This window comes from Halomonas sp. SS10-MC5, assembly GCF_015992245.1.
GTDB classification, from domain to species: domain Bacteria; phylum Pseudomonadota; class Gammaproteobacteria; order Pseudomonadales; family Halomonadaceae; genus Halomonas; species Halomonas sulfidoxydans.
This window is the reverse complement of record NZ_CP065435.1, coordinates 2250024-2270514: the sequence shown is the minus strand read 5'-3', so window position 1 is coordinate 2270514 and position 20491 is coordinate 2250024. Positions and strand designations below refer to the sequence as shown.

The window sequence follows — 20491 nt, the reverse complement described above, 5'->3', positions numbered from 1 at the left end:
GCGGCCGATATCAACGCTTTGGCACCCGCTGCGGGCCCCTCGTACGAGACGGCCCGCTCCCGTGCCCGACTGGCTCAAGCCTGGCTGGCGGCCAGCGCCTGTTCCAGGTCGGCGATGATGTCGTCGACGTGCTCGATGCCGATGGAGAGGCGCACCATGTCGGGCGTCACGCCGGCGGCGACGAGTTCGTCGTCGCTGAGCTGACGGTGGGTGGTCGAGGCCGGAATCGACGAACAGGTCTTGGCGTCGCCGATGTTGACCAGGCGCAGGATCATGCCCAGCGCATCGTAGAAGCGGGCTCCCGCCTCGCGGCCACCCTGGATGCCGAAGCTGAGGATGCCCGAGGCGTGGCCGTTCATGTAGCGCTTGGCCAGGGCGTGATCCTTGTGGCCGGCCAGGCCGGCGTACTGTACCCAGGTCACCGCCGGATGCCCTTCCAGGTACTCGGCCACGCGCTGGGCATTGTCGCAGATGCGCTCGATGCGCAACGCCAGCGTCTCCAGCCCCTGCAGCAGATTCCACGCCGCTTGGGCAGAGAGCGCTGCGCCCATGTTGCGCAGCGGCACCACCCGCGCGCGAGCGATGAAGGCGGCCTCGCCCACGTCACGGGTATAGCTCACCCCGTGGTAGGAGACATCCGGCTCGTTGAGCAGCGGGAAGCGCTGGGCATGGTCAGCCCACGGAAACTTTCCGGAATCGACGATGACGCCCCCCACGGTGGTGCCGTGGCCGCCGATGTACTTGGTGGCGGAGTGAATGACGATGTCCGCCCCGTGCTCGATCGGACGCCACAGGAACGGCGTGGCTACGGTGTTGTCGACGATCACCGGCACGCCGTGGCGGTGGGCGACCTCTGCCAGCCGGGCCATGTCGACCACGCTGCCCGAGGGGTTGCCCACGCTTTCGCAGAACACCGCCTTGGTGCGGGCATCGATCAGCGATTCGATGCCGTCGAGATCGTCCTTGTCGGCGAAGCGCACCTCGATGCCCTGCCGCGGCAGGGTATGAGCGAACAGATTGTAGGTGCCGCCGTACAGCTCGCTGATCGAAACGATGTTGTCGCCAGCCTCGGCAATGGTCTGTATCGCGTAGGTGATCGCGGCCATGCCGGAGGCCACCGCCAGGCCGGCGATGCCTCCCTCCAGCGCGGCGATGCGCTGCTCCAGCACCGCGCAGGTGGGATTCATGATGCGCGAGTAGATGTTGCCCTCGACCTTGAGGTCGAAGAGGTCGGCGGCATGCTGGGCGCTGTCGAAGGAGAACGAGGTGGTCTGGTGGATCGGCACGGCCACGGCGTGCTGGTCGTCGGGGGCGTAGCCGTGGTGCAGGGCGATGGTTTCGGGCTTCATGAGGTGTCCTATATGGTCAAAGGGGGTTTCGTCTATATCACTCGATGCTAACCAAGACTCAACCCATCCACCAATATCGTTTAGTCTGTGCATTCCCCCCCCACCCTGACACGAAGAGACGGATGCTCAGACGCTACCTTCCGGTCCTTACCTGGCTGCCCCACTACAACCGTCGCCTCGGCGGCGCCGACCTGCTGGCAGGCCTCATCGTCACCGTCATGGTGATCCCCCAGTCCCTGGCCTACGCCGTGCTGGCCGGCCTGCCGGCGGTGGTCGGCCTGTACGCCAGCCTGCTGCCGAGCCTGGCATACACCCTGCTCGGCACCAGTCGCACGCTGGCCGTGGGGCCGGTGGCGATCATTGCGCTGATGACTGGCGCGGCGCTCTCTGGGGTAGCCGCGCCAGGCACCCCGGAATACGTCGAGGCGGCGCTGATCCTGTCGCTGCTGTCGGGCCTCATCCTGGTGGCCATGGGCCTGCTGCGCATGGGCTTCGTCGCCAATTTCCTGAGCCATCCGGTCATTGGCGGTTTCCTCTCGGCCGCCGGCATTCTCATCGCCGCCAGCCAGGCGGGTTACCTGCTCGGGATCGAGCTCGCGGCGCGGGACCTGTTGCCGCGAGTGGTGGAGCTGGTGCGGGAGCTGCCCGGCCTGCATCTGCCGACCCTGGTCATCGGCGCAGGAACCCTCATCTTCCTGCTGTGGCTGCGCCAGTATGGTCGCTCCAGCCTGCGCCGGCTCGGCCTGCCCCGCTCCCTGGCCGACCTGCTGACCCGGGCCGGCCCGGTCTTGGCGGTGGCGGTCACGACACTGGCGACCTGGCACTGGGGGCTGGAGCAGCGCGGTGTGGCGGTGATCGGCGACATCCCTCAGGGCCTGCCGCCGCTGACCCTGCCCGGCTTCGATGCGGCAACGTGGCAGGCCCTGCTGGTACCGGCGCTGTTGATCAGCATCGTCGGCTTCGTCGAGTCCGTCTCCATGGGCCAGATGCTCGCCGCACGCCGGCGCGAGCGCATCTCGCCCAACCAGGAGCTGCTCGCCTTGGGTGGCACCAACCTCGCCGCGGCCTTCACCGCCGGCATGCCGGTCAGCGGCGGCCTGACCCGCACCGTGATCAACTACGACGCCGGGGCGCAAACCCCGCTGGCCGGCATGTTCGCCATGCTCGGCATCGGCGCGGTGACGCTGTTCCTCACCCCGGCACTGCACCATTTGCCCATCGCCACCCTCGCCGCCACCATCACCGTATCGATCATCACGCTGGTCGACGTGTCCATGATCCGCCAGACCTGGCGCTACTCGCGCAGCGACTTCTCGGCTATGGCCGCGACCATCCTGCTGACCCTGGTCGAGGGGGTCGAGGCCGGTATCCTCGGCGGCGTGGGGCTCTCCATCGCGCTGTTCCTCTATCGCACCAGTCGCCCCCACAGCGCTCTGGTCGGGCGCATTGCCGGTACCGAGCACTTCCGCAACGTCGAACGGCACGACACCGAGACCGCCAGTCACCTGGCGTTGCTGCGCATCGACGAGAGCCTCTACTTCGCCAATGCCCGCTACCTGGAGGATACCGTCTACGACCTGGTGGCGACGCGACCGGAACTTGAGCACGTGGTGTTGATCTGCTCGGCGGTCAACCTGATCGACGCCTCGGCGCTGGAGAGCCTGGACGCCATCAACGCTCGCCTCAAGGACTCCCGTGTCACCCTGCACCTGGCCGAAGTGAAGGGGCCGGTGATGGACCAGCTCAAGCGCAGCGATTTCCTCGACGACATGACCGGACGCGTGTTCCTCAGTAGCTACGCCGCCTGGCGGGAACTGTCGCGCCCATCGGAATAACGCCGCCACCCCCACTCAGATCACCGTCTGCACGCCTATACCTTGGTCGTAGGGCGCGCTGCGCTGTCCGAAAAAAAGCCTGCCAAGCCTTTCTTTTTCCAGCCTTCCCGAAACACCGCACGGCGGCATTCCGCCTAGCGGAAAGGCAGTGGCGTGGATCCGTTGACAGCGTCGCAGTGCCTTTCTAGTATCGACCTCAGTTTCGGAATTAAATACCGCATAGCAAAACAACAATCGCCCACGGCACAGGAGTCTCCCATGCGCCAGCTGTCCCATCCGCTCGCCTTCATCGCCCTTCCGCTCTCGCTGCTCTGCGCCGGCGTCGCCCAGTCCGCCGAGGTCGAATTGCCGCGCACCATGGCCTGGACCGCCTACGGCACCAATTCCAGCGGCTATGCCCAGGCCGTGGCCATCGGCAACATGCTGCAGAACCACTACGGCACCTCGGTGCGCGTCCTGCCCGGCGACAATGACGTCTCGCGCATGACGCCGCTCAAGCAGGGCCGCGTCGACCTCTGCGCCTGCGGTATCGCCAGCTACTACGGCGCGGAGGGTGTATTGATGTTCGCCGACCGCGACTGGGGCCCCCAGCCCATCCGGGTGCTTACGACCTCCACCGCCTCCTTCGGCCTGTCGCTGGCGGTGGCTGGCGACCTCGACGTCGAAACCCCGGCCGACCTGGCCGGCAAGCGCATCGCCTATATCCGTGGTGACGACGCCCTCAACAAGGGCACCGAGGCCTACCTGGCCTTCGGCGGGCTGACCTGGGACGACGTCGAGCGCGTCGACTACCCCGGCTATGCGCGCTCCTTCGACGGCATCATCGCCGGCGACGTCGATGCCTCCTTCACCACCACCGTCACGCCGCCCGCCCAGCAGCTCGCCAGCAGCCCCCGCGGCATCAGTTGGCCGGTGCTCGACCCCGACGACGCCGAGGGCTGGGAGCGCATGCTGGCGGTAGCGCCCTACTTCCAGCCCCACGAGGTCACCGCCGGGGCCGGCGACGTCAGCGCCGACAATCCCGTGCCCAGCGCCAGCTACCCGTACCCGATCGTGGTGGCCAACCAGGACCTCGATGACAACGTCGCCTACGGCCTGATCAAGGCGCTGCAGGACAACTACGACGACTACAAGGATGCCGCGCCCGGCGCGGTGGGCTACGCCCTGGAGTACCAGGACCTGACCTGGGTGCTGCCGTTCCACGACGCCGTGGTCGAGTACTACAAGGAGATCGGTGAATGGACTGATGACATGCAGGCACACCAGGACTCGCTGGTCGAACGCCAGGAGCTGCTGCTCGAGACCTGGAACGCCTTCATCGAGGATGCGCCCTCGGACGAAGAGGCGTTCCGCGACGCCTGGATGCAAGCGCGCGCCACGGCCTTGCGCGACGCCGGCTTCGATCCTGTCTTCGAATGATCGCGTCACCAGCGACTGATTCCGGGGCGGCCATGCCGCCCCTTGCCGCCTCACGGATGCTGCCATGACCACCGCCACTTCGCCCCCCGAGTCGCCACGCCAGCTCAAGGAAAAGATTACCCACGTTCGCTCGCTGCCCACCGCCCTGCGCTGGATACCCGGCGCGGTGACGGTCGTGCTGATGGCCATGACGCTGGACTACCTGTTCAACCTGGGCTGGTTGCGCTTCGTGACCGGACTGGAGACGCAGTTCTACTACGCCGTGGTGGCCCTGCTGCTGCCGCTGGTCTACCTGCTGTGGCCGGCCTTGCCTTCGCGGCAGCACCTCCCGGTGCCCTGGTACGACTACCTGCTCAGCGCCGTCACCCTGATCGTCGGTGGCTACTTCGTCTATCACGCCGAGTCGATCCTCGAGCGCGGCTGGGCCTTTGCCGCCCCCGATACGGCCATTCTGGCCAGCTATGCCTGGTGGCTGCTGATTGTCGAGGCCGCCCGGCGTGCCGGCGGCTGGCCGATCGCGGTGATCGTGGCGACCTTCTCGCTCTACCCGCTGGTAGCCGATATCGTGCCCGGGCCGATCCAGGCGTTTCCCTCCACTCTGGAGGAAACCGCCATGTATCACACCATGAGCACCGAGAGCATCATGGGCGTACCGCTGCAGGCCTTCGCCGGTCTGGTCATCGGCTTCCTCGTCTTCGGTGTGGTATTGCAGAAGAGCGGCGGCGGCAAGTTCTTCATCGACCTGGCCTTCGCCCTGCTGGGCCACGTGCGCGGCGGCCCGGCCAAGGTGTCGATCTTCTCCAGCGGTCTGATGGGCTCGATGAGCGGCAGCGTGATCAGCAACGTGCTGACCACCGGCGTGCTGTCGATCCCCGCCATGCGCCGCATCGGCATGGGCCGCTCGTTCGCGGGCGGCGTCGAGGCCTGCGCCTCCACCGGCGGCGTGTTGATGCCGCCGGTCATGGGCGCCACCGCCTTCGTCATGGCGATGTTCCTCGACGTACCCTATGCCGCCGTGGCGTTGGCTGCGGTGATCCCCTCGATTCTCTATTTCCTCGGTCTGTTCATCCAGATCGATGCCTATGCGGCGCGCCACGACATCCAGGGCCTGCCCGCCGCGGAACTGCCCTCGATCGCCCAGACCCTCAAGCAAGGCTGGTACTTCATCTTCGTCTTCGCCCTGCTGGTGTGGATGCTGCTGGTGATGCAGCGCGAAGCCGTGGCGCCCTTCTATGCCACCGCACTGCTGCTGGTGCTCAACCAGTTCTCGCGTCGCAACCGCTGGGGGCTACGCGAGCTGGGCGAATCGCTCTCCTCGGCGGCCAAGCTGTTCGCCGAACTGATCGCGATCCTGGCCGGCGTCGGCATGCTGGTCGGCGCGCTGTCGATGACCGGGCTCTCCGGCACCATCGCCAACGACTTCATCCATATCGCCGGCGGCAGCGTGCCGCTGCTGCTGATCATGGGCGCCCTGACCAGCTTCGTGCTCGGTATCGGCATGACCGTCACCGCGGCCTATATCTTCCTCGCCGTGGCGCTGGCGCCGGCGCTGATCCAGGGGGGTGGGCTCGATCCCATGGCGGTGCACATGTTCATCCTCTATTGGGGCATGCTCAGCTTCATCACCCCGCCGGTGGCGCTGGGCGCCTTCGCCGCCGCCACCGTGGCCGGCGCTCGCCCCATGGCCACGGGCCTCCAGGCCATGCGCCTGGGCAGCGTGATCTATTTCATTCCCTTCCTGTTCGTGCTCAATCCCGCCTTGATCATGCAGGGAGAGGCATGGCAAATCGGCCTGGTGTTCGTTCAGGCCGTGATCGGCATCGTGCTGTTTGCCTCGGCCATGCAGGGCTATTTGATCGGCGTGGGAAGGCTCGGCATCGGCGCCCTGCATGAAATCCCGGCCCGCGGCCTGGTACTGGTGGCCGGCCTGCTGTTCGCCCTGCCCGGCGGCGGCATGGTGCCGCTCAGCCAGTTCGAACTGCTGGGCAGTGCGATGGCCGCCCTGCTGCCTGCCGTGCTGCTGGCGCGCTGGAGCCAGCGCCACGCAGGACCGCGTATGGCGAAGATGGCACCTCCCGTCGATTCTTGAGGTTGCGTGCATGTACCATTCATTAGAACCGATGCCTGACATAGGGAGCCATACCGCATGACGTCCCCCGTCACCTACCAGCGCCACGACGAGATTGGCGTGATCATCATCGACAATCCGCCGGTCAACGCCCTGGGCCAGGCCGTGCGACAGGGAGTGATGGAGGCCGTCAGTCAGGGCAACGATGATCCCCAGGCTCAGGTACTGGTGCTTCTCGCCCGCGGCCGCACCTTCATCGCCGGTGCCGACATCCGCGAATTCGGCAAGCCCCCACAGGCACCGATCTTGCCGCAGGTGATCGCCCATCTCGAGGCCAGCGCCAAGCCCATCGTTGCCGTGCTGCACGGCACGGCGCTGGGCGGCGGGCTGGAGGTTGCGATGGGCTGCCAGTTGCGCGTGGCGCTGCCGGGCACCAGGGTGGGCCTGCCCGAGGTCAAGCTGGGGCTGCTGCCCGGTGCCGGCGGTACCCAGCGGCTGCCGCGACTGGCCGGCGTCGAAGCCGCCCTGGACCTGATCACCAGCGGACGCTTCGCCCCCGCCGACGAGGCCCTGTCGCTGGGCATCGTCGACGCCGTGCTCGAGCTCGACGACCCCTTGGAGGCGGGACTGGCGGCGGCGCGCGACGTGCTGTCAGGCACGCGCAGGGCGCGAGTCACCGGCGAGCTGCCGCCGCCAGCGGCCGATCCCGAAGTCATCGAACGCTACCGCGCCAAGCTGGAAAGCGAGGTGCCGGAGCTCTACTCCCCCTTCCGCTGCCTCGAGGCCATCGCCGCCAGCAGCGAGGGCAGCCTGGCCGAAGGGCTGCGCCGCGAGCGCGAGCTGTTCCTTTCCTGCATGGAGTCGCCCCAGCGCGCCGGCCTGATCCACGCCTTCTTCGCCGCCCGTGCGCCGCACAAGGTGCCAGAGGCGGGCGAGGCCTCCGCCCTGACGCGCCTGGCCCTGCTCGGCGAACATCCCCTGTACGACAAACTCAGGAACAAGGCCGAGCGGGCCGGTATCGAACTCAACGAGCGGGCAGACGACGCCACCCAGGCCTGTCTCATCGCTGCCGGAGCCGATGCGACCTGCCCGGCCCACTGCCTGCGTATCGCCTTGCGCGATGTGGAAGCGGCGCACGATCTCGACAGCCTCGACGCCGACCTGGCGCTGGTCGTACCTGCCGAGGGCAGCCTGGCCGAGCTGGTGGCACTGCGCGCCGATGCCGCTCGCCAGCAGGCCGTGGCCAATCTGCTCAAGGCGCTACGCCAGGAAGTGGCGGTCAGCCGGCAGGGCAGCCTGCTCGCCACCCTGGCGCAAGCCGCATGGGACGACGACGCCAATCCTCACGCCGCCATGGAAGCGGCGAGCCTGATGCTGGCCGAACGTGGCTGGGCCTACCGCGCGAGCGACATCGACCTGCTCGCCATCGAGGCACTGGGCTACCCTCGCCATTTGGGCGGCCCACACCGACAGGCCAGCTTGGCGGTAGAAGAGCGGCACGGCTAAAGGCAGCACAAGTCATTACCAGGCCGCGAGCAGGAACCAACCGGCCAGCAGCGGGATACAGGCGAGCAGGAAGCGCGCATTCCAGCGATAGCCGATGCGGCTCGACGCGATCCCGGTGAAGCGCGACAGGATCAGCATCGAGGCCGTCATCGGCGATGACATCATCGCCAGCGCCCAGCCCACCATCAGCGATGCCCCGAGCAGTGCCGGCGGCAGCCCGTCGATGGGCAGCGTCGGCACCAGTCCCACGAGCAGCGTCACGGTGACGATGGGATTGATGCCGACCTGGGCCAGCCCCATCACCAGCAACATGGCCAGCACGGCGTTGGCCGCCCCCAGCGGCTGCACCGAAGCCAGCAGCGGCCCGAGGCTCTCCACCGGCACCAGCGCCACGCACAGGTGGCCCAGGTAGCCTGCCGCCCCCAGTACCACGACCTCGTTGGCACTCGGTGCCAGCAGCCACGGCAACTGACGATGCAAGCTGGCCAGCGCCGCCGGTGCGCCCAGCATGCCGAGCCGCCGCCTCTGCCAGGCGAGCCAGGTGATCGCCGCAAGCGGTGCGCCCATCAGCACGGCGATGGGCAGCCGCACCTGCAGCGCCCAGGCCAGCAGGAACACCAGTGAGACGACACCCAACAGCAGCAGGCAGAACTGCCCCAACGGCGCCGCCGAGGGAGCCGGGTGCGACGTGCGTCGCGAGGCAGGGGCCGGACCGCTGACATGAGCGGGATGCGGGCCGGTGACATGATCGACGCCCCACCCCACCAGGAAGATGAGCAGCGCGGCACCGATCACATAGGGGGCGAGGTCGAGCCAACGCAGCTCGGGCAGGTTGGAGAGCACCACTGCTACACCGATGCCCATGGGCGAGATCAGTGGGGCCAGCGAGAAGCCGCGCAGCAGGGCCAGCATCATCCGTCGCTGGCGTACTTGTCGCACCCAGGCGCGGCCCTGGGCCGCCGCCAGGGTATTGCTCTTCTCGATCATGCCGGCGAACAGGTTGAGTACGCCGATATTGAGGATGATGCCGAACAGCGCCGAACCGGCCGAGAGGATCGGGTAGCGCCGTCCCGGCGGCTGCAGCAGCATCGCCTCGCCGCAGCGCCGCACCAGACGTGAGCGATAGGCGGGCAGGCGCAGCAGGCTGAGCGCCACCACGAAGGTGGCAAAGAAGGCGAAGCGGCCGGCCGCCTCGAACAGCAGTCTACCGGGAGTATCGCTGCGCCATAGGACGACCACGCTCAGCGCGGCGGCCGCGGCAAGCAGCCAGCGCGCCATGGACGACAGGTGCCGGGTCACGCCGGCCAGATAGAGGGCCAGCGCCAATGCTGCGATGCCCTGCAGCCAGGCGCTGGTGAATACCAGGTGGCCGAGGGTCGCCAGGGTCACCAACACCAGCAGGCTGGCACGCAGCCGTGCCGGTGTCACTCGGGGACACCCTCCGGCGACTCGCTGCCAGCGCGCCGACGAAACGCACCTTCGGCCATCGCCACCAGCTCGCCCCCGCGGCCGGTGACCTCGCCACTGGCCATGTAGACCTTGCGCCCGCCGCCGCGCACCCTGCCGGTGGCACGCAGCAGGCCTGGACCGGCAGGCCCGACGAAGGTGGTCGTGAGCGACAGGGTCATCCCGCGCCTTACTCGGCCAGGCAGCTCGCAGTAGAGCCCGGCGAGACTCAGAGCGCTGTCGAGCATCGAAGTGAGCACCCCGCCGTGCACGATGCCGCTGCGGTTGAGGTGGCGCTCATCGGCCACCAGCTCGACCACGGCGACCCCTTCCGACCACTCCACCACCCGCAGGCCGAGCAGCTCGTGGTAGCCCATCAGGGGCGACTGGCTGGATTCGCTCATGCCGCCCCCTCTCGGTTGGCCAGCTCGCGCAGACGCCCCTTGAGGATCTTGCCGCTGGCGGTGGCCGGCAGCGCGTCCATCAGTACTAGTCGCGTCGGCCGCTTGTAGGGTGCCAGGCGCTCGGCGATGAAGGCCTTGAGCGCCTCTTCATCAGCCCTGGCACCGGGTTCGCACTGGATGAAGGCGACCACCTCCTCGTTGCCTTCCACCTGGCGCCCCACCACCGCCGAGAGGGTCACGTCGGGGTGCTCGTTGATCACCGCCTCGACGTCGGGCGGATAGATGTTGAAGCCGGAGCGGATGATCAGCTCCTTACTGCGGCCGACGATGTAGAGCTGATCGTCGTCGTCGAAGCGGGCGATATCGCCGGTATTGAGCCAGCCGTCCTCGGTCAGGCAGGCACGGGTAGCCGCCGGCTGGCGGAAGTAGCCCTTCATCACGTTGGGACCGCGCACCCACAGCTCGCCGGCGCCGGCATGGTCGGGCTCGTCCTCGCCGGCATCGCCCAGCGGCTCGAGGCGATACTCCAGCAGCGGCAGCACGCGCCCCACGGTGTTGCTGTCGAAGCTGTCGTCGATGCGGGTCTGGCTGATGGTCGGACTCGCCTCGGTGAGGCCGTAGCCGTTGTGCAGCGTGAGTCCGAACAGCGCCTGTACCCGGCGCTTGAGGTCGCCGTCGAGCGGCGAACCGCCGGCAGAGATGTAGCGCAGCGCAGGGGCCGCGAGCGAGCGCCCCTCGCGACGCAGCGTCTCGAGCATGCGCGCGAACATGGCCGGTACGCCCTGCAGCACGGTGATGCGCTCCTGTTCCAGGGCCGCCAGCATGGCGGGAGCATCGAAGCGCGGCACGCAGTAGAGGCAGGCACCGTTGTAGAGCGAGCCCATGCACACCGACGACAGGCCGAACACGTGGGACATCGGCAGCACGCCGTAGACCCGCTCGCCTTCGCACAGGTGGCGCATGCCGCCGGAGAGCGCAGCGATGTAGAGAATGCCGCGATGCGTCAGCATCACGCCCTTGGGCGTGCCGGTGGTGCCCGAGGTGTAGATCATCGCGGCGACCTGGTCGGCGCCATCGGTCGCGACCGGCTCCGGTTCGACCTCGGCCAGCGGTGACAGCCCGAGCCGACCCAGTGAGGGGTGCGCGAACGGCTCGGCGCCGTGGCGCCGACCGTGGGCTTCGGCGTCGGGAGACGCCTCGCTGGTATAGAAGATCCGCCGCGGCTGGCAGTTGTCGCGAATGGCATCGATCTCCTGGGCCGAGAGCCGCGAGTTGACGATGGCCACCCAGACATCACGTTCGCTCGCCGCCAGCAGCAGCACGACCAGCGCCCGACAGTTCTCGCTCACGGTCATGATGCGATCGCCGGGGCGAATGCCCAGCGCATCGAGCCACTCGGCGGCGGCGCGTATCTCGCCGCCCAGCTCGGCATAGCGCCAGCGCACTTCGCCGTCGACCAGCGCCGGCCATTCGGCCAGCCGCTCGGCGTTCTCCAGCACGCGGGTACTCAAGCGCTCGGGCAGCTCGGCCACCAGCTCGCTCGCCTGGCGACCGAAGATCGTCTCATCGGGTGCCTGGCGGGGTACCGAGAGGGATTGGCGCTCAGTTGCGTGAGCCCCCCGCTCGCCATCGAGCGCCATCAGGTCACCTCCCGCACCATGTTGCGTGCGATCACCAGCTGCTGGATCTGGGTGGTGCCCTCGTAGATGCGGAACAGCCGCACGTCGCGATAGAAACGTTCCACCGCATATTCCGCCATGTAGCCGGCGCCACCGTGGACCTGAACCGCGCGATCGGCTACCCGGCCCACCATCTCGGCGCAGAACAGCTTGCAGCACGACGCCAGGGTGGAAACGTTCTCGCCGGCATCCTTGCGCCGGGCCGCATCGAGCACCATGGTGCGGCCGGCGTAGGCCTCGGTCTTGCTGTCGGCGAGCATCGCCTGCACCAGCTGATGCTCGGCCAGCGGCACGCCGAACTGCTTGCGTTCGATGGCGTAGTGGAGCGACTCCTCGACGAGGCGTTCGGCCACTCCCACGCACACTGCCGAAATGTGCAGGCGCCCACGGTCGAGCACCTTCATCGCAGTCTTGAAGCCCTGCCCCTCGCGACCGCCGATGATATTCTCGGCCGGCACCCGGCAGTCCTCGAAGATGATGTCGCAGGTATGCGCCCCTTTCTGGCCCATCTTGTTGTCGGCCGGTCCGCGCTTGAGCCCCGGCGTGTCGCCCTCGACGATGAAGGCAGTGATACCTCCGGCGCCCTTGTGGCTCGGATCGGTACGTGCCATCACGGTGAAGACATCGGCCTCGGGGCCGTTGGTGATGAAGCGCTTGGTGCCGTTGAGCACGTAGTGGTCGCCGTCGCGTATCGCGGTGGTCCGCAGACTCGCCGCGTCGGAGCCGGAATCGGGCTCGGTGAGACAGAAGGCACTGAGCAGTTCGCCGGTGGCCAGGCGCGGTACGTACTTCGCCTTCTGTTCCGGAGTGCCATCGATCAGGATCCCCTGGGCGCCGATGCCGTTGTTGGTACCGAACACCGAGCGGAAGGCCGGCGAGGTCTTGCCGAGCTCCATCGCCACCAGTGCCTCCTCCTCCATGGTCAGCTCCAGCCCGCCGTACTCCTCGGGGATCGACAGGCCGAACAGGCCGATCTCTTTCATCTCCTCGAGCAGTTCCTGCGGCACCGCGTCCTCTTCCGCCAGGCGTGCCTCGTTGGGAATCAAGCGCTCGCGCACGAAGCGGGAAATGGTATCGATGAGCTGATCGAGCAGTTCGGGGTCGCGAATCATGGCATGTCCTCACGCAGGTGGCGGCTGGCTGTCAGATACTTTGGTTAAGAGCTACGGAATGACCAAGAGCAACGAAGCCCTTGAAATGACAGGTCTCACCTGCCTTAATTTCGCATAGCAGAATGGAAAACCGCATTAAGTTGTCAGGCAATGTTGCATAGCCTAGGATGGCAGTCAATATACGGAACAGCATTCCGCCAAGCGAAATAAAAGTGATAAAGAGGATAGACTCATGCCGAACGACACGCCAACCCCCTCTCTCCAGACGCTGGGTATCGTCGGTACCGGTGCCATGGGGCGTGGCATTGCCCAGATCGCCGCCCAGGCCGGACTGACCGTCTATCTCCACGATCTGCGCGAAGGCGCCGTCAGTGAGGCGCGGGATTTCATCGGCGGCATGTGGTCGCGCGGCGTGCAGAAACAGCGTCTCAGCGAAACCGAGGCCGAGCGCTATCGGGCCAGCCTGAGAGAAGCGGCGACACTGGACGACCTGGCCGGCTGCGACATCGTGGTAGAGGCCATCGTCGAGAAGCTCGACGCCAAGCAGGCGCTGTTCGCCGAGCTCGAGGGCATCCTGAGCGACCAGGCGGTACTGGCCACCAACACCTCGTCGCTGTCGGTGACCGCCATTGCGTCGTCCTGCCGTCGGCCCGAGCGCGTCATCGGCTTTCACTTCTTCAATCCGGTACCGCTGATGAAGATCGTCGAGGTCATCCCCGGGCTGCGCACCGACGCCGAAGTGACCGAACGGGTCGAGGCGCTGGGCCAGGCCATGGGACACTTCACCGCCCGGGCCACCGACACCCCGGGTTTCCTGGTCAACCACGCCGGACGCGCCTTCGGCACCGAGGCGCTGCGCATCCTTGGCGAGAGCGTCACCGACCACGCCACCATCGACCGCATCCTGGTGGACCAGGGCGGCTTCCGCATGGGGCCGTTCACCCTGCTCGATCTTACCGGGCTCGACGTCTCCCACGCGGTGATGGAATCGATCTACCACCAGTACTACGAAGAGCCGCGCTTCCGCCCCTCGCCGCTGACCCGCCAGCGGCTGACGGCCGGCCTGCTCGGGCGCAAGAGCGGCGAAGGTTTCTACCGCTACGTGGAAGGCAAGCCACAGCTGCCCGATGAGCCGCCGCTGCCCCAGGCCGCGCCACGTCCGGTATGGATCGGCGCCGAGGACGACGAGGCCCGCCGGCAGCTCAGCGAGCTGATAAACGAAGCGGGTTGGCCGCTGGAGAGCGGCGAGACACCCTCGGCCGAGGCGCTCTGCCTGGTCGCCCCGCTGGGCGAGGATGCCACTGCCTGCTCCCTACGCCTGGGCCTGCCCGCAGAACGCTGCGTGGCCGTGGATCTGCTGGCCGGCCTCGATCGTCGCCGCACCCTGATGACCACGCCGGCCACCCAGACGGATTACCGCAATGCCGCGATGGCCCTGCTGGGCCACGACGGCACCGCGGTCAGCGCCATCGGCGACAGCAACGGCTTCGTGCTGCAGCGGGTGGTGGCATGCATCGTCAACGTGGGCAGCGAGATCGCCCAGCAGGGCGTGGCCGAACCGCCCACCATCGATCGTGCCGTGGAGCTAGGCCTGGGCTACCCCCATGGACCTCTCGCCATGGGCGACCATTACGGCAGCCGCCGCATCCTCACCATCCTCGACAACCTGCTGGCCGCCACCGGCGATCCGCGCTACCGCGCCAGCCCGTGGCTGCGCCGTCGCGCCACCCTTGGCCTACCGCTGACCGCGGCCTGATGCCTCAAAGGAGCTTTGCCATGCAAGACGCCTATATCTTCGACGGGCTGCGCACGCCCTTCGGCCGCCATGGCGGCAGCCTCGCCGCGGTGCGCCCCGACGACCTGCTCGGCCTGGTGCTCAAGGCGCTGGTCGAGCGCAACGCCTTCGCCGCCGAGGCTTATGAGGAGGTACTCGCCGGCTGCACCAACCAGGCCGGTGAAGACTCGCGCAACGTGGCGCGCCACGCGGGGCTGCTGGCCGGGTTGCCGGTCGAGGTGGCGGCGCAGACGGTCAACCGGCTGTGCGGCAGCGGTCTCGCCGCGGTGATCGACGCGGCCCGCGCCACCCGCCTCGGTGAAGGCGAGCTGTTCCTGGCCGGGGGCGTGGAGTCGATGTCCCGTGCGCCCTACGTGCTGGGCAAGGCGGAGTCGCCCTTCGCCCGCAACCAGCCGCTGTACGACACCGTGATCGGCTCGCGTTTCCCCAATCCCTGGATCGCCCGCGAGTACGGCAGCCACAGCATGCCGGAGACCGCCGACAACGTGGCCCACGACCTCGACATCGGCCGCGAGGCGAGCGACGCCTTCGCCGCCCGCTCACAGGCACGCTACGCCAAGGCCCAGGCCGGTGGTTTCTACGACGCCGAGCTGCTCGCCGTCGAGGTGCCCCAAGGGCGCAAGCAGCCGCCGCTGACGGTGGACCGCGACGAGCACCCTCGCCCGGGTACCGACGCCGACAAGCTGGCGCGGCTGGGGCCGCTGTTCGAAGGCGGCGTGGTCACCGCGGGCAACGCTTCGGGCCTCAACGACGGCGCCGCGGCGCTGATCGTCGGCAGCCTGGCCGCCGGGGAGCGCGCCGGCGTCGCCCCGCGGGCGCGTATCGTCGCCAGCGCCGTGGCCGGAGTGCCTCCCAGGGTGATGGGCCTGGGGCCGGTGCCGGCCAGCCATAAGGCGCTGGCGCGGGCCGGCCTCTCCCTCGAGCAGATGGACGTGATCGAGATCAACGAGGCGTTCGCCGTGCAGGTGCTGGGCTGTATCAAGCAGTTGGGCATCGCCGCCGAGGACGAGCGACTCAACGCCAACGGCGGCGCCATCGCCATCGGCCATCCGCTGGGTGCCTCCGGCGCGCGGCTGGCGCTGACGGCACTGCGACAGCTGGAGGCCAAGGGCGGCCGCTACGCCCTGGTCACCATGTGCATCGGGGTCGGCCAGGGCATCGCCTGCATCCTCGAGCGCCTGGACGCCTGACGGCAGCGTTGCCCGGGCCGGCGTCGCCAACGGACCCGGCCCGGGGCGATATGCGATACTCCGCCGCAACGATCTCGTGACAGGGAACCCGCCATGAACAAGCCTGCACCGCTCGATGACGACCAGACCGCACCGGCCAAGGATCGCAACTTCGTCACCGCCCTCGCCCGCGGCCTGGAGCTGCTGCGCGCCTTCGGCACCGGCGAGGAGTACCTGGGCAACGCCGAGCTCTCCAGCCGTACCGGCATACCGCGACCGACGGTCTCACGCCTGACCTACACCCTGACCCAGCTCGGCTACCTGCGCCACAACACCCGGCTGGAGAAGTACCGCCTGGGGCCCGGCATCCTGGCGCTGGGCTACCGCTTCCTGGCCAGCCAGGGAATTCGCGAGATCGCCCGCCCCTTCATGCAGCAGTTCGCCGAGGCCACGGACTGCAACGTCAGCCTGGGAGCGGCCGACAAGACCGACATGGTCTACATCGAGAGCTGCCACGGCAGTGGCCCGCTGATCGTGCGACTCGACGTGGGCTCGCGGCTGCCGATGGCGACCACGGCGATCGGCCGCGCCTGGCTCTGCGGCCTGCCGGAAGCGCGCCGCGAGGCGATCCTGGCGGAACTCGCCAGGGAGCACGGCAGCGATTGGCCCACGCTGGAAAAGGGCATCAGACGCAGCCAGGAGGAGTATGCCCGCTACGGCTTCTGCCTTTCGGAAGGCGACTGGCAGTCGCAGATCAGCGCCGTCGCCACGCCGCTGATCCTCGAGGACGGTGCCGAAGTGATGGCGATCAACTGCGGCGGAGCCGCCCATCGCCTGAGTCATTCGATCATGGTCGACAACCTGGGGCCGCGACTCAAGGAAGTGGCCAGGCGCATCCTCGGTGAATTGCAGCACGGCAATGCCAGGTAGGCCGCCGCTCGCTGTCGCCTAACGGTGTATGACGATATAGTGATGGCGAGCCTATGGAAGCACTGAATAAATTGGCGAGCGAGATGTAGCGCAAGGCGCACGGAGCGCAGGAACCGGAGCATATGGGGTATATGTGAGGATTCCGAGCACCGCGCAACGCAGCGATGCGCTCGCGCAGGCATTTATGCAGTGTTTCCACCATTTTCAGGGAGAGATGGACCATTCGCCATGCCCGACCCCGTTTCCCGTCCCGGCAGGCTGGAGCAGGATGCCCATCGTCTGAGAGCCGTCGGCGACTGGACGCTGCCGCACTATGCCAGGCTGCGTGACGCCGTGGCCAGGGTCCACGAGGCCGAGTCGGTCGACCTGGAGCGCCTCGGCGAGCTCGACACCTCCGGTGCCGCCCTGCTGGTCGACCTGCTGGGCCCCGATACCGTACGCGACGTCGCCCAGTGGGCACCGAACCTGGCGGCCGAGCGCCAGGCGCTGCTGAGAGCGGTGGCCGACGCCTCCCGCACTCCCTTGTTCGCGCCGCCCGGGCCTGACAGGGGCCTGTTGGCAGCCTTGGCCGCACTGGGGCAAATCGTCGAGCACCTCGCCCGCCAACAGTTGCAGCTCATCGCCTTCATCGGCCTGACGCTCAGCACGCTGTTGGCCACGCTGGTCACCCCCTGGCGCTGGCGAATCACCTCGCTGGTGGCCCATGTCCAGCAGACCGGCCTCAACGCCATTCCCATCGTCGCCCTGCTTACCTTTCTCGTCGGTGCGGTGGTGGCGTTCCTTGGCGCCACGGTGCTGCGCGACTTCGGTGCCACCATCTACACGGTCAATCTGGTGACCTACTCCTTCCTGCGCGAATTCGGCGTGCTGCTCGCGGCCATCCTGCTGGCGGGCCGCACGGCCAGCGCCTTCACCGCCCAGATCGGCTCGATGAAGGCCAACGAGGAGATCGACGCGCTGCGCGCCCAGGGGCTCGATCCCATCGAGCTTCTGGTATTGCCACGAGTGCTGGCGATGACGATCAGCCTGCCGATCCTGGCCCTGGTCGGCATGCTCAGCGGCATGCTGGGCGGCGCCCTGGTATGCGCCCTGGCGCTCGACATTTCTCCCACGCAGTTCCTCGCCATCCTGCAGCGCGACATCCCGCTACGGCACTTCCTGGTCGGCATGGTCAAGGCCCCGCTGTTCGCCTTCCTCGTCGCCGTGATCGGCTGCCTGGAAGGCTTCAAGGCCAAGGCCAGCGCCCAGTCGGTGGGTGAACACACCACCTCCAGCGTGGTGCAGTCGATCTTCATGGTGATCCTGCTCGATGCGCTGGCCGCCCTGTTCTTCATGGAGATGGGCTGGTGAGGCAGAGGAGCGAGGCTATCGTCGAGATCCGTGGGCTGGTCAACCGCTTCGGGCAGCATGTGGTGCACGATGGCCTGGATCTGGACATTCGCCGCGGCGAGATCCTCGGCGTGGTGGGCGGCTCCGGCACCGGCAAGTCGGTACTGCTGCGCAGTATCGTCGGCCTCAAGCGGCCTGACGTCGGCGCCATCCGCGTCTTTGGCGAGGAACTGCAGCGTCTGCCTGCCGCCCGGCGGGCTCGGGTAGAGCGCCGCTTCGGCGTGCTGTTCCAGCGCGGCGCCCTGTTCTCCTCGCTCAATCTACAGGAAAACGTTGCCCTGCCGCTGATCGAACATGCCGGCCTGTCGCGCGCCGACGCCGAGCGCCTCGCCCGGGTCAAGCTGGCATTGGCCGGGCTACCGCCAGACGCCGCACGCCTCAACCCGGCGGAGCTCTCCGGCGGCATGATCAAGCGCGCCGCACTCGCCCGCGCCCTGGCCCTCGACCCCGAAGTGCTGTTTCTCGACGAGCCTACCGCCGGCCTCGACCCGATCGGTGCCGCCGCCTTCGACCGCCTGCTCCTGACGCTGCGCGATGCCTTGGGCTTCAGCGTCTTTCTGGTCACGCACGATCTCGATACGCTGTACTCGAGCTGCGACCGAGTGGCCGTCATCGCCAACAAGCGCATCCTGGTCGCCGACTCGCTGCCAGTGGTGGAGGACACCGACGACCCCTGGATACGCGACTATTTCCACGGCCCAAGGGGCCGAGCCGCCAGCCAGGCGGCACGACACCATTCGTCATCCAACGGGGAGGAACGCTGATGGAGACCCGCGCGCACCATGTCGTGATCGGCCTGTTCGTCGTGCTGTCGGCCGTCGGCGGGGCCCTGTTTGCGCTGTGGCTCGACCAGAGCACGCGCGACCAGGCCTATACCCAATACGAGGTGCTCTTCCACCACGGCGTCAGCGGCCTCTCGGAGGGCAACGCCGTGGAGTACAGCGGCGTGCGGGTCGGCGACGTGGTCAGCCTTCGCCTTGACCCTGCCGATCCCCGCAACGTACTGGCGCTCATTCGCGTGGAGAGTCAGGTGCCGGTCCGCCAGGACACGCGCGCGCGGCTCGCCCTGGCCAATATTACCGGCAGCATGTCCATCCAGTTGCAGGGTGGGGCGCCGGAGAGTCCGCTGCTGGTCACCCGCGGCGACACGCCGCCGCGCATCACCGCCGACCAATCCCCACTCAGCGCCATGCTCAGCGACAGCGAGGAGCTGCTGGGCAACGTCAATCGCGTGCTGACGCGGCTGGAGGAGGTGCTGTCCGAGGAGAACGTGGCCAGCATCGAGCGGACGCTGGCCAACCTGGAGCGCACCACGGCGCAGTTCGCCGCCGTCGGCGACGCCCCGGGCCGACTGGCCGAGCGCATGCTGGAGGTCTCCGAGGAGGCCGCCCGGGCACTCGCCGACATTCGCGCCCTGGCCGGCCGCACCGGAGGCCTGGTGCAGGGGCAGGCTGAGGAAGTGCTGGGCAATGCTCGCCAGATCACCGGTAGCCTGGCCCGTACGGCCCAGAGCCTGGAGTCCCTGCTGAGCGACAACCAGGGCGCACTGGAAAGCGGCCTGCGTGGGGTTCAGGGGCTGGGGCCGGCCACGCTCGAGCTGCGCAACACCCTCTCCTCGCTCAACCGTCTGGTCCGTCGTCTGGAGGAGAACCCTCGCGCCTTCCTGCTGGGGCGCGATCGCGTCGAGGAGTTCAGCCCATGACGCCCCGCCGGCTGAGCCAATCAGCGCTGGTGGCGATCGGCCTGTTGCTGGCCGGCTGCAACCTGGTGCCGGAGCAGACCCGGATCGCCCTGTATGAACTGCCATCGCACCGCCTCGAGCCGGCCCCGGGGGAGGCTACACGCGCGACCCTGCGCCTGGAGACGCCGCACACCAGCGGCCTGCTCGATGGATCGCGAATCCTCGTCGTCCCCCAGCCGCACCAGCCACGCGCCTACGAGGGCGCGCGCTGGGCCGACGACATGCCGCAGCTGATCCGCAATCACCTGCTCGACGCCTTTCAGGACGATGGCCGCATCGTCCACCTGGTGCCCGACGACAGCGCGGTGTCGGCCGACCTGGCGCTGCTCAGCGACCTGCGGGTCTTCCACGCCGAATATCGCGACGGCCTGCCCGAGGCCACGCTGCGCCTCGATGCCAGGCTGGTCGACACCCGCTCGCAGCGGCTTGTAGCCAGCCGACGCTTCGAGCAGCGGCAGCGAGCGGAGAGCGAAGCCATCCCCAGCGTGGTGGAGGCCTTCGGCAGGGTGGCGGACAGGCTGGCGCGCGAAATGGTCGACTGGACCGTAGAGCAAATGGAGCGTCGCTGATTCGTACCGCAGCCCCGAGGCAAATATAGATACTCGAGCAAAATATCGAGCAGTTACCCGCAACGCTCGCGATTGGTTAT

16 protein-coding genes are annotated in these 20491 nt (G+C 67.9%); 11 read left to right on the top strand and 5 right to left on the bottom strand.

Translation table 11 applies throughout. The annotated features are described in order from the left end of the window. Positions 1 to 74 precede the first annotated feature (74 nt). Positions 75 to 1349 carry an O-acetylhomoserine aminocarboxypropyltransferase/cysteine synthase family protein gene (locus tag I4484_RS10645; RefSeq protein ID WP_197447286.1) on the bottom strand — a complete coding sequence of 425 codons (1275 nt, stop codon included), beginning with the start codon at positions 1347 to 1349 and terminating at the stop codon, positions 75 to 77. Between the two features lie 122 nt (positions 1350 to 1471). Here I4484_RS10645 and I4484_RS10640 point away from each other — a divergent pair, with 122 nt between their 5' ends. The 4 genes from I4484_RS10640 to I4484_RS10625 all read left to right on the top strand — a co-directional run bounded on the left by I4484_RS10640 (position 1472) and on the right by I4484_RS10625 (position 8177). Further along, a complete protein-coding gene (locus I4484_RS10640) occupies positions 1472 to 3184 on the top strand; it encodes a SulP family inorganic anion transporter (protein WP_197447285.1) in 1713 nt (570 codons plus the stop codon). A 258-nt stretch (positions 3185 to 3442) separates the two neighbouring features. Next, complete coding sequence (locus I4484_RS10635; protein WP_197447284.1) at positions 3443 to 4603, top strand: TAXI family TRAP transporter solute-binding subunit; 1161 nt, start codon at positions 3443 to 3445, stop codon at positions 4601 to 4603. Between the two features lie 64 nt (positions 4604 to 4667). Beyond that, positions 4668 to 6692: a TRAP transporter fused permease subunit gene (locus I4484_RS10630; RefSeq protein ID WP_197447283.1), complete on the top strand. Its 2025-nt coding sequence runs from the start codon at positions 4668 to 4670 to the stop codon at positions 6690 to 6692. A 57-nt stretch (positions 6693 to 6749) separates the two neighbouring features. Beyond that, entirely contained in the window at positions 6750 to 8177 is a 1428-nt protein-coding gene (locus I4484_RS10625; RefSeq protein WP_197447282.1) for an enoyl-CoA hydratase/isomerase family protein, read from the top strand. Positions 8178 to 8192: 15 nt separating this feature from the next. Here I4484_RS10625 and I4484_RS10620 read toward each other — a convergent pair whose 3' ends face one another. Genes I4484_RS10620 through I4484_RS10605 form a run of 4 tightly spaced genes read right to left on the bottom strand, consistent with a single transcriptional unit; the run spans position 8193 to position 12818 of the window. Next, on the bottom strand, positions 8193 to 9605 hold the full coding sequence (locus I4484_RS10620) for a hypothetical protein (protein WP_197447281.1): 1413 nt from the start codon (positions 9603 to 9605) through the stop codon (positions 8193 to 8195). Further along, complete coding sequence (locus I4484_RS10615) at positions 9602 to 10027, bottom strand: PaaI family thioesterase (RefSeq protein ID WP_197447280.1); 426 nt, start codon at positions 10025 to 10027, stop codon at positions 9602 to 9604. Before I4484_RS10615 ends, I4484_RS10620 begins: the two co-directional genes overlap by 4 nt. Continuing rightward, positions 10024 to 11667, bottom strand: a complete 1644-nt coding sequence (locus tag I4484_RS10610; protein ID WP_197447279.1) for a class I adenylate-forming enzyme family protein — start codon at positions 11665 to 11667, stop codon at positions 10024 to 10026. The genes I4484_RS10615 and I4484_RS10610 overlap by 4 nt, the downstream gene beginning before the upstream one ends. Further along, on the bottom strand, positions 11667 to 12818 hold the full coding sequence (locus tag I4484_RS10605; RefSeq protein ID WP_197447278.1) for an acyl-CoA dehydrogenase family protein: 1152 nt from the start codon (positions 12816 to 12818) through the stop codon (positions 11667 to 11669). The genes I4484_RS10610 and I4484_RS10605 overlap by 1 nt, the downstream gene beginning before the upstream one ends. A 232-nt stretch (positions 12819 to 13050) precedes the next feature. Between I4484_RS10605 and I4484_RS10600 the strand changes: the two genes are divergently transcribed. From I4484_RS10600 to I4484_RS10570, 7 genes are all read left to right on the top strand, one after another. Further along, positions 13051 to 14574 (top strand): 3-hydroxyacyl-CoA dehydrogenase, encoded by a 1524-nt coding sequence (locus I4484_RS10600; protein ID WP_197447277.1) that lies wholly within the window; start codon positions 13051 to 13053, stop codon positions 14572 to 14574. A gap of 20 nt (positions 14575 to 14594) precedes the next feature. Further along, a complete protein-coding gene (locus I4484_RS10595; RefSeq protein ID WP_197447276.1) occupies positions 14595 to 15803 on the top strand; it encodes a 3-oxoadipyl-CoA thiolase in 1209 nt (402 codons plus the stop codon). Positions 15804 to 15896: 93 nt separating this feature from the next. Beyond that, positions 15897 to 16712 (top strand): IclR family transcriptional regulator, encoded by an 816-nt coding sequence (locus tag I4484_RS10590; protein ID WP_197447275.1) that lies wholly within the window; start codon positions 15897 to 15899, stop codon positions 16710 to 16712. A 228-nt stretch (positions 16713 to 16940) separates the two neighbouring features. Beyond that, complete coding sequence (locus I4484_RS10585) at positions 16941 to 18062, top strand: ABC transporter permease (protein WP_197447274.1); 1122 nt, start codon at positions 16941 to 16943, stop codon at positions 18060 to 18062. Then, positions 18059 to 18865 (top strand): ABC transporter ATP-binding protein, encoded by an 807-nt coding sequence (locus tag I4484_RS10580; protein ID WP_234283492.1) that lies wholly within the window; start codon positions 18059 to 18061, stop codon positions 18863 to 18865. The genes I4484_RS10585 and I4484_RS10580 overlap by 4 nt, the downstream gene beginning before the upstream one ends. Then, positions 18865 to 19803 carry an MlaD family protein gene (locus I4484_RS10575; protein WP_197447273.1) on the top strand — a complete coding sequence of 313 codons (939 nt, stop codon included), beginning with the start codon at positions 18865 to 18867 and terminating at the stop codon, positions 19801 to 19803. Before I4484_RS10580 ends, I4484_RS10575 begins: the two co-directional genes overlap by 1 nt. Beyond that, positions 19800 to 20411 (top strand): ABC-type transport auxiliary lipoprotein family protein, encoded by a 612-nt coding sequence (locus tag I4484_RS10570; RefSeq protein WP_197447272.1) that lies wholly within the window; start codon positions 19800 to 19802, stop codon positions 20409 to 20411. The genes I4484_RS10575 and I4484_RS10570 overlap by 4 nt, the downstream gene beginning before the upstream one ends. Positions 20412 to 20491: the final 80 nt, after the last annotated feature.

Bases quoted from the DNA above. Each gene is read 5' to 3' on its own strand.
- I4484_RS10625 (WP_197447282.1), top strand. From the start codon at position 6,750: ATGACGTCCCCCGTCACCTACCAGCGCCACGACGAGATTGGCGTGATC.
- I4484_RS10640 (WP_197447285.1), top strand. From the start codon at position 1,472: ATGCTCAGACGCTACCTTCCGGTCCTTACCTGGCTGCCCCACTACAAC.
- I4484_RS10595 (WP_197447276.1), top strand. From the start codon at position 14,595: ATGCAAGACGCCTATATCTTCGACGGGCTGCGCACGCCCTTCGGCCGC.
- I4484_RS10575 (WP_197447273.1), top strand. From the start codon at position 18,865: ATGGAGACCCGCGCGCACCATGTCGTGATCGGCCTGTTCGTCGTGCTG.
- I4484_RS10570 (WP_197447272.1), top strand. From the start codon at position 19,800: ATGACGCCCCGCCGGCTGAGCCAATCAGCGCTGGTGGCGATCGGCCTG.
- I4484_RS10610 (WP_197447279.1), bottom strand. From the start codon at position 11,667: ATGGCGCTCGATGGCGAGCGGGGGGCTCACGCAACTGAGCGCCAATCC.
- I4484_RS10645 (WP_197447286.1), bottom strand. From the start codon at position 1,349: ATGAAGCCCGAAACCATCGCCCTGCACCACGGCTACGCCCCCGACGAC.
- I4484_RS10605 (WP_197447278.1), bottom strand. From the start codon at position 12,818: ATGATTCGCGACCCCGAACTGCTCGATCAGCTCATCGATACCATTTCC.
- I4484_RS10600 (WP_197447277.1), top strand. From the start codon at position 13,051: ATGCCGAACGACACGCCAACCCCCTCTCTCCAGACGCTGGGTATCGTC.
- I4484_RS10590 (WP_197447275.1), top strand. From the start codon at position 15,897: ATGAACAAGCCTGCACCGCTCGATGACGACCAGACCGCACCGGCCAAG.
- I4484_RS10585 (WP_197447274.1), top strand. From the start codon at position 16,941: ATGCCCGACCCCGTTTCCCGTCCCGGCAGGCTGGAGCAGGATGCCCAT.
- I4484_RS10615 (WP_197447280.1), bottom strand. From the start codon at position 10,027: ATGAGCGAATCCAGCCAGTCGCCCCTGATGGGCTACCACGAGCTGCTC.
- I4484_RS10635 (WP_197447284.1), top strand. From the start codon at position 3,443: ATGCGCCAGCTGTCCCATCCGCTCGCCTTCATCGCCCTTCCGCTCTCG.
- I4484_RS10630 (WP_197447283.1), top strand. From the start codon at position 4,668: ATGACCACCGCCACTTCGCCCCCCGAGTCGCCACGCCAGCTCAAGGAA.